We start from the raw sequence: 7,230 nt of genomic DNA on the forward strand, positions 1-7,230 counted from the left end.
TTTGGTGAGGAAACTCGTATGGTTGTTCAGTTGAAAAGACGACGTGTTCGACGGGCCACGGTGACGACCTGACCCTCACCCCCGACTACCAAGTAGGTGTCGCGGTATCGCTCAAGCTGGGATTGCTCGTGTTCACCACTGTCCACCGCTAGGGTGATGGAGGACCTGTCAAACAAGACACGCATGGTACTTCCCGGCGCGTGACGTACCGAGCCGAAGGTCAAAATCGTCTCTATGATCCACGGTGGAATGTTGCGCTGGGTAATTCGCGTACGAGCGTGTTGAGTAAGATGCATTGTCTGTCTCGTGGGCATGGCTAAGCGCTCTTCGGCCAGGTGGCCGGACACAGGAAGAAATGGGCAGCGGCTAGTTAGGGCGACGCAGCAGACTACAGGGTGGTTCGATCAACCCGGCGCCATTCGATGGCGCTAACAATGCCCCAGTTGTCGTTGTCATTGGGTCGTCTCCATCGGGCGACCGACATGGACTGCAGTCGAGCCAGGGCGTCATCATAGTTCTCAATGGACTCTTCGGCACCTTTTTCGCCGATGCGATATGTACCATTCCGCTTGAGGCTCGGAGTAAACATTGAGCCGTCTCGTGCGACCGGGACAAACACAGGGGCGGTCAATGTTGTCTCCGGCTCGCGTGCTTGATCCTCATTCCAGACAATTGTCGGCAGAAAACAGTCCCGCTTTTCAAGCCAGGCTCGCGCCGCTTCGTTCGACAGCTTTCCTGAAGCATCTTTAGGTAATTCGGGTGTGTCGCCTGACATCATGTTCCTGATGCGGCTAAGTTTGACGCCACCAAGCAGCGCAAGCCCTTCGGCATCTAGACCAGCGCCGCTATCCAGATTCCAACGTGCTCGTGCCATCGCCACCGTAGGGACCAGGGCTTCTTCATTGGGGGACAGCGCCCACCTATAATCGGGATAGTCAGCCAGGAGCGCCTCAGCTGCCTCCAAGGTTTGAAGTGTGTGGTTATTGACGTCGTCCAACCTCATAACACCGAACACCGCATAGGCAGACAAGTTCGCCAGGCGGTCGCCCAACTGAGTGCCCTGATAGAAATCGGTAGCTTCTACCGCCTGGCGCCAATCTCCCTCGCAGTGCGCGAACTGAGCAAATGCAGCGGCAGTTTGCTCCTCCCCAACAATGCGTTCCAAGCTCGTTCCGATAAGCAGCATGATCGGCGTCAGTGCTGTAGCGGGATCAACGTCAATGTCGAACCAGTCGCCGAAGGCATCCATACGCTCATCATAAGAGCTGGTTCGCAAAAGGCCGTGGTCTCGTAGAGGGTTCATAATCAGCGCTCCAGTGTGTGAGTGAATAACTAGATCACCTCCTCCATGATTGCAAGCGATAATTTGCTAGTGACTCACTCTTTCACTCATTCGCCCGGCAGGTGGTTTACACTCAGAACGCTGTCACACCCTTGTCACAGCGAGCGATATTGAAGCTGACACTAGAGCGCCATTGCTCAACGCGGATTGGCATTGCTGCCCGTATATTTGCGTGCTACGGACTCTTAACAGACTGAATGTGCGCGCTTTTTTTATGGTTGTTGGCTGGCAGAAGTCTTGGCCAGCCATTCAGAGTGGTTGAATGCACCGCACTCGAAATGCGGCATGGGGGCAACTCCATCGGGGGTTCGAATCCCTCCCTCTCCGCCAATCCTAAGCGTTGAAAATGCAGACGTAGAGCCCGAATCAAAACGCGGGTTCTGTCACAGCATCCCGTCACATGTGACGGAAGCGTTTGTTCATTGCTTAAGTCCATTGCATCCTTGGTGCACCGGCGAGGTTCGGTCTACTGGTTCTGGTCTGCCCCCACAGAAGTGGTCCTTTTTGAAGTAGGGGAAAGGTCCCATTTGAAAGGATACGCAGATGCCCAGAAAACGTCCGACGGCTGAAGAGATTGTCGCCAAGCTTCGTCAGGTAGACGTGCTGATCTCGCAGGGAAAACAGTTGCGGAGGCTGTCCGCGCGATAGCGGTGACGGAAGTCTCGTATTACCGCTGGCGCAAGGAATATGGTGGCCTCAAGGGCGATCAGGTGAAGCGGCTCAAAGAGCTTGAGACCGAGAACGCCCGGCTGCGCCGGGCGGTATCGGATCTGACCTTGGACAAGATGGTGCTGGCGGAGGCTGCCCGGGGAAACTTCTAAGCCCCGCTCGCCGCCGTGCTTGCGTGGATCATGTGGTTGAGCAGTTTGGCATCTCGCAGCGGCGAGCCTGCCAGGTTCTAGGGCAACACCGATCCACCCAGCGCAAGGCTCTCCAAACCCGTGACGATGAAGCGGCTCTGACGGCCGACATCATCGAGCTTGCCACCCAGTATGGCCGGTATGGCTATCGTCGGATCACGGCGATGCTGCATCGCGCTGGATGGGTGGTGAACCACAAGCGGGTGGAGCGGATCTGGCGGCGAGAGGGGCTCAAGGTTCCACCAAAGCAACCCAAACGCGGGCGGCTCTGGCTCAATGACGGAGCCTGCATCCGGCTGCGGCCCGAGCACTCCAATCACGTCTGGTCCTATGACTTTGTCGAGGACAGAACCCACAATGGCCGGAAGTTCCGCATGCTCAACGTCATCGACGAGTTCACCAGGGAATGCCTGGCCATCAGGATCAGCCGCAGGCTCAAGGCGGTCGACGTCGTTGATGTGCTCACCGACCTGTTCATCCTGCGCGGAACGCCTGGGCATATTCGTTCAGACGATGGCCCCGAGTTCATCGCCAAGGCTGTCCGGGACTGGATCGCTGCCGTTGGCGCCAGGACCGCCTACATCATGCCGGGTAGTCCCTGGGAGAATGGCTATTGCGAGAGCTTCAATGCCAGACTGCGTGATGAACTGCTCGATGGCGAAATCTTCTACACGCTCAAGGAGGCGTAGATCGTCATCGAAGGATGGCGCCAGCACTACAATACCACCCGACCCCATTCGTCGCTCGGCTATAAACCGCCGGCACCAGAGGCCATCTCATGGCCGCCCACCCAAAGTGGCTCAACCCCGCCAGCGGTGGCATCCAGCCCAACTATGCACTAACAATAACTTTGGATCGCTTATGCGGGGCAGACCAGTCACAGCAGTCGACGTACAAATACGTCAGCTAGCCACCGGGTCGTCTTTCATTGCGGAGGCGTGGAGGTCGGCTGTGCCAATCGATGCCGTACAGCATCGCGGTCTCACCTTCAGACACTGATGTCACACCTAGTCAACGTGTCGCTTTTACCGGCAAGCCGTAAAGGCGAGGACGCCTAGAGACATGGACCACTGCCACTAGATCTGCGCCAATCCACCATCGACAAACAGGTCCGCGCCATTGACGAAGCTCGCCTCGTCTGAGGCGAGGAACAACACGGCCCTGGCAATTTCCTCGGGCTTACCAATGCGACCGAGCGGGATCTGGCTGGCCAGATGATCGAGCATGCTCTGCTGGGCCGTCGCATCAGGACCAGCAAGATCAACTAGGCCAGGCGTCCGGACTGGGCCGGGGCTTACGACATTGATGCGAATGCCGCGGTCCTTGACGTCGAGGATCCAGCTGCGAGCAAAATTGCGAATGGCGGCTTTGGATGCGCTGTAAACGCTGAAAGCCGCGGTGCCCATGATGCTGGTAGTCGAACTAGTCAGAACGATAGAGGCGTTATCGGCCAGAAGCGGAAGAGCTTTTTGCACCGTGAAGAGCACGCCCTTAACATTCCGGTTAAACGTATCGTCGAAGTCCTCTTCATTAATTTCGCCAAGAGACTGCATCGCGCCACCACCGGCGTTAGCGAACAATATGTCGATCCGGCCTTTATGCGCTTTTATACTATCGAAAAGCTGATCAAGGTCTTTCATGTTGGAAGAGTCCGCCTGGATGCCAACAGCGTTGTCGCCGATCGCGGCTACTGCTGCGTCGAGTTCTGCCTGTCGACGGCCGGTAATAAATACGAACGCGCCTTCCTGTGCTAAGGCCTTTGCGGTCGCAAAGCCTATGCCAGATGTGCCGCCTGTTATGACAGCGATTTTTGCGTTAAATCTCTGGTGCATGATATATCCAGTCCTTAGGGTAAGTTCTGGGCAGGATTTAGAGCCGCCATCCTATTGCTTAAAGATCGTAGTTTTGATTTCATAATGCACGGTCATGCATAGTCAGAATTAGCTTGGACTCATGGATCAGCTTCTGGCACTTCGAACTTTCGTGCGCATCGTCGAGGCCGGCACATTCGCCAAAGCTGCCGACCAACTCAACCTACCGCGGTCAACGGCAAGCAAGCTGATCGCTGACCTTGAGGCCTCTCTCGGCACGAAGCTGATCCAGCGGACAACCCGCAAAGTCGCCGTGACTCCAGAGGGCGCCGCATATTATGAACGCTCCAATCGGCTGATCGCCGAACTGGAGGACATGAATGCGGCGGTGAGGCTAAACCAGGCGCAGCCGAAGGGTCGACTGAGGATCGATATCGTATCGCAGTTGGCAAATTGCGTACTGATTCCCGCATTGCCGCGGTTCCGCGACCTTTATCCCGATATCGAACTCTATTTGGGTATCAGTGATCGCCCAGTTGACCTTATTGGCGAAGGCGTGGATTGCGTCATCCGTGGCGGTGAATTGGGTGACACCTCACTGATCGCTCGCAAGATCGGCGAGCTTGATTATGTGACCTGCGCCAGCGCCCGCTATATTGAACGCCATGGCATCCCCAAGCACCCGTCCGATCTTGATCGGGGGCATGTCAGCCTCAACTATTTCTCGTCGCTAACGTCTAAGCCTTTTCCGATGCTCTTTCACCGGAGCGGCGAGGAAATCGAAACAGGCGGCGACGCACAGGTGGCCGTCAATGAAATCACTGCCCATTTGACGGCAATCAAGGCTGGCCTCGGCATCGGCCAGACGTTCGGTGTTATGGCGCAACCTTTTATCGAGGACGGAAGCTTGATACCGCTTCTCACAGATTGGACGCGGCCGCTGCATCCTCTCCATGTCGTTTATCCGCCCAACAGGCACCTGAATGCTAAACTGAGAATATTCGTGGACTGGGTGTCCGAAGTGTTCAAGGCTCGCGGTTCATAGTTAGTTATGACCGAAGAAGAATAGCGCACGCCGGCATAGGCAGTGTACACTTTTGAACGCGAGCCCATTCTTAATTACCAAAAGCAGGCATAAAAATCCCGGAACGTAGCGATCCCATTTCTATCGTTCCAGGCTAACTTGTGGTTTCCCGAGAAGCCGCCGTTCGTATGAATGGGAGCCATACAACGTACATCTCTGTTCCGTGAAGCTTTGTTGCGGAGAGCAGGCGAGCGTGCACCCCATGTCACGTTGTGGCAATGAAACCTGACGCAAGAAAAGGGCATTGTGACGCACCCCTGACTTAGCCAACGACGTCCGGGGCCGTTTGCAGATCGAGCGCCGTCGTCGGGCAGCTAACACCTAACTGTTCAACGATGCCGCCGGCGACCTACTCTATGGGCGCCTTCTCATCACCAGTGAACGCTCTGACAGCCGCTGCATCGATGGCTTAGTCAATTTTATCATCGCCGGGCTTCTCTCTGCGGTCGCTAGACGCTCAGGATTCTTGAAGCCATGGGCGACTGGATGTCAGCTTTTCCACTCGGGAAAACTAAAGCAGACCTTCCGCAACCCACCCCGTCGAAGCCGTTCTGGGGCACCGAACTGGAATGGCAGCTATCGGGAACTCGCGTGAGCCGGTTGAACGACCGGAATGGGGCGCTCTGCCGTCCGGCAGGAACCGACCCCATCTCCGCCATTGCCGGCCTTTGGCAATTGCCCGAAAGCTGACACTCGGCGAATGCTTGAGGTTCCGCCTCATCCCGTCCAGGAACAAGAACTAGCAAGCCGCTCAAGGGCCGTTCGGGCCTGCGACCCTTCGTTGACTTTCGCCACGGAGTTCCATCCTTAGTCAGTCATTCAGAGGCCGGCCATGCGGGTCCAGAAGTGGACCAAACCAGCCGATCCTGTTGAATGACCGGAGTAGAGCGAGTCGAACCATCGAAGCTTGCAACCGAAGCGCATTCAAAGGGTGTGCTTCGTCCAAAATAGACTTTCCAACAGGTGGGTCTAGTATGTTCCAGACATTCTGACGGGGGTCCGCCGGTGGTGAGGCCCAGAAAACGAGCGACGTTCCCACGACTAGCTGCGTTCATTTGGTCAACAAGGGAGCGTGCCGAGTGAGGCGACGGTCGCTAACCCTCTCCTTGTTCACTCTATTGACGATCGCCGCTATTCCTCGTTGCTTTTTTCGTGGCTGTGCAGGCCATAGCGCCGCATCTTCTCGTAAAGCGTCTTACGCGAAATGCCGAGTGACTCGTAAACAGGTTTGAGCCCTTCAGGATGAGCCGCCAGCAATGCAGTAATGGTGTTGCGCTCAAACCGGCCCATACGCTCGGACAGGGTGGCACCGGCTTGCTCCCGATCACTCCCTTCGTCATCGATCCAACCTAAGCCGAGCAAGTGGCGCTCCGCGGCATTGCGCAGTTCGCGCACATTGCCTGGCCATTCCCGGTCGGCTATTGCGACTGTAACATGTGGCGGCACCTCAACCCCAGGCCGGCGGTAGCGGCGGGCGGCCTGATCAACCAGGTGAAAAAAGAGCAGCGGTATGTCGGTGCGCCGCTCTCTCAGGGGTGGTGTGCGCAAGGTCACGGCGTTTAGCCGGTACAACAGGTCCGCGCGGAAGAGACCTCGGGCGACCTCGGTTTCAAGATCTGTCTTACTCGTTGCGACAAAGCGCACGTCTAACTCGATGAACTCGTTTGAGCCCAACCGAGTGATTTGACGCTCTTGCACGACCCGTAGCAGTTTGGCCTGCACATCGAGCGGCATGGAGCCGAGTTCATCGAGCAGGATGGTGCCGCCTCGAGCATGCTCGAACTTGCCACAGCGAGCTCGCACAGCCCCAGCAAAGGCACCCATCTCATGGCCGAATAGTTCACTCTCGATCAAGTTGGCCGGCATGGCTGCACAATTGATCGCGACGAACGGCTTGGCTGCACGTGCAGAGAGGTCGTGGATAGCCCGCGCTGTCACCTCCTTGCCGGTGCCGGTTTCGCCGATGATCAGCACGTCGGCGTCGGTGGGCGCAATGGCTCGTATCTTGTAACGATGGTCAACCATCTTCTGACTGCGCCCGACGAGACGCAGTTCCAGGTCGTCTTCGGTGATTCGCCCGGCGCCGCGAAGGCGCCGGTTTTCCAAGACGAGACGCCGCCAGTTCATCGCGCG

Annotated in this window: 4 protein-coding genes and 1 pseudogene; 2 read left to right on the plus strand and 3 right to left on the minus strand. The window is 56.9% G+C overall.

The window, feature by feature from the left end; translation table 11 throughout:
- Window positions 1–388 precede the first annotated feature (388 nt).
- The gene (locus AC3YOG_RS20110; RefSeq protein WP_489936389.1) at window positions 389–1,303 is read right to left on the minus strand and encodes a hypothetical protein; all 915 of its coding nucleotides are present in this window, start codon (window positions 1,301–1,303) and stop codon (window positions 389–391) included.
- 582 nt (window positions 1,304–1,885) lie between these two features.
- Here AC3YOG_RS20110 and AC3YOG_RS20115 point away from each other — a divergent pair.
- Window positions 1,886–3,044: pseudogene (locus tag AC3YOG_RS20115) on the plus strand (IS3 family transposase).
- Between the two features lie 234 nt (window positions 3,045–3,278).
- Here the strand turns inward: AC3YOG_RS20115 and AC3YOG_RS20120 are convergent.
- Window positions 3,279–4,034, minus strand: a complete 756-nt coding sequence (locus AC3YOG_RS20120) for an SDR family oxidoreductase (RefSeq protein ID WP_489936390.1) — start codon at window positions 4,032–4,034, stop codon at window positions 3,279–3,281.
- Between the two features lie 121 nt (window positions 4,035–4,155).
- Here AC3YOG_RS20120 and AC3YOG_RS20125 point away from each other — a divergent pair, with 121 nt between their 5' ends.
- Window positions 4,156–5,058, plus strand: a complete 903-nt coding sequence (locus AC3YOG_RS20125) for a LysR family transcriptional regulator (RefSeq protein ID WP_489936391.1) — start codon at window positions 4,156–4,158, stop codon at window positions 5,056–5,058.
- 1,170 nt (window positions 5,059–6,228) lie between these two features.
- Here the strand turns inward: AC3YOG_RS20125 and AC3YOG_RS20130 are convergent.
- Window positions 6,229–7,230, minus strand: a 1,002-nt coding sequence (locus AC3YOG_RS20130) for a sigma 54-interacting transcriptional regulator (protein WP_489936392.1), incomplete at its 5' end; no start/stop codon positions are given.

The organism is Devosia sp. Z6_126 (assembly GCF_058133495.1).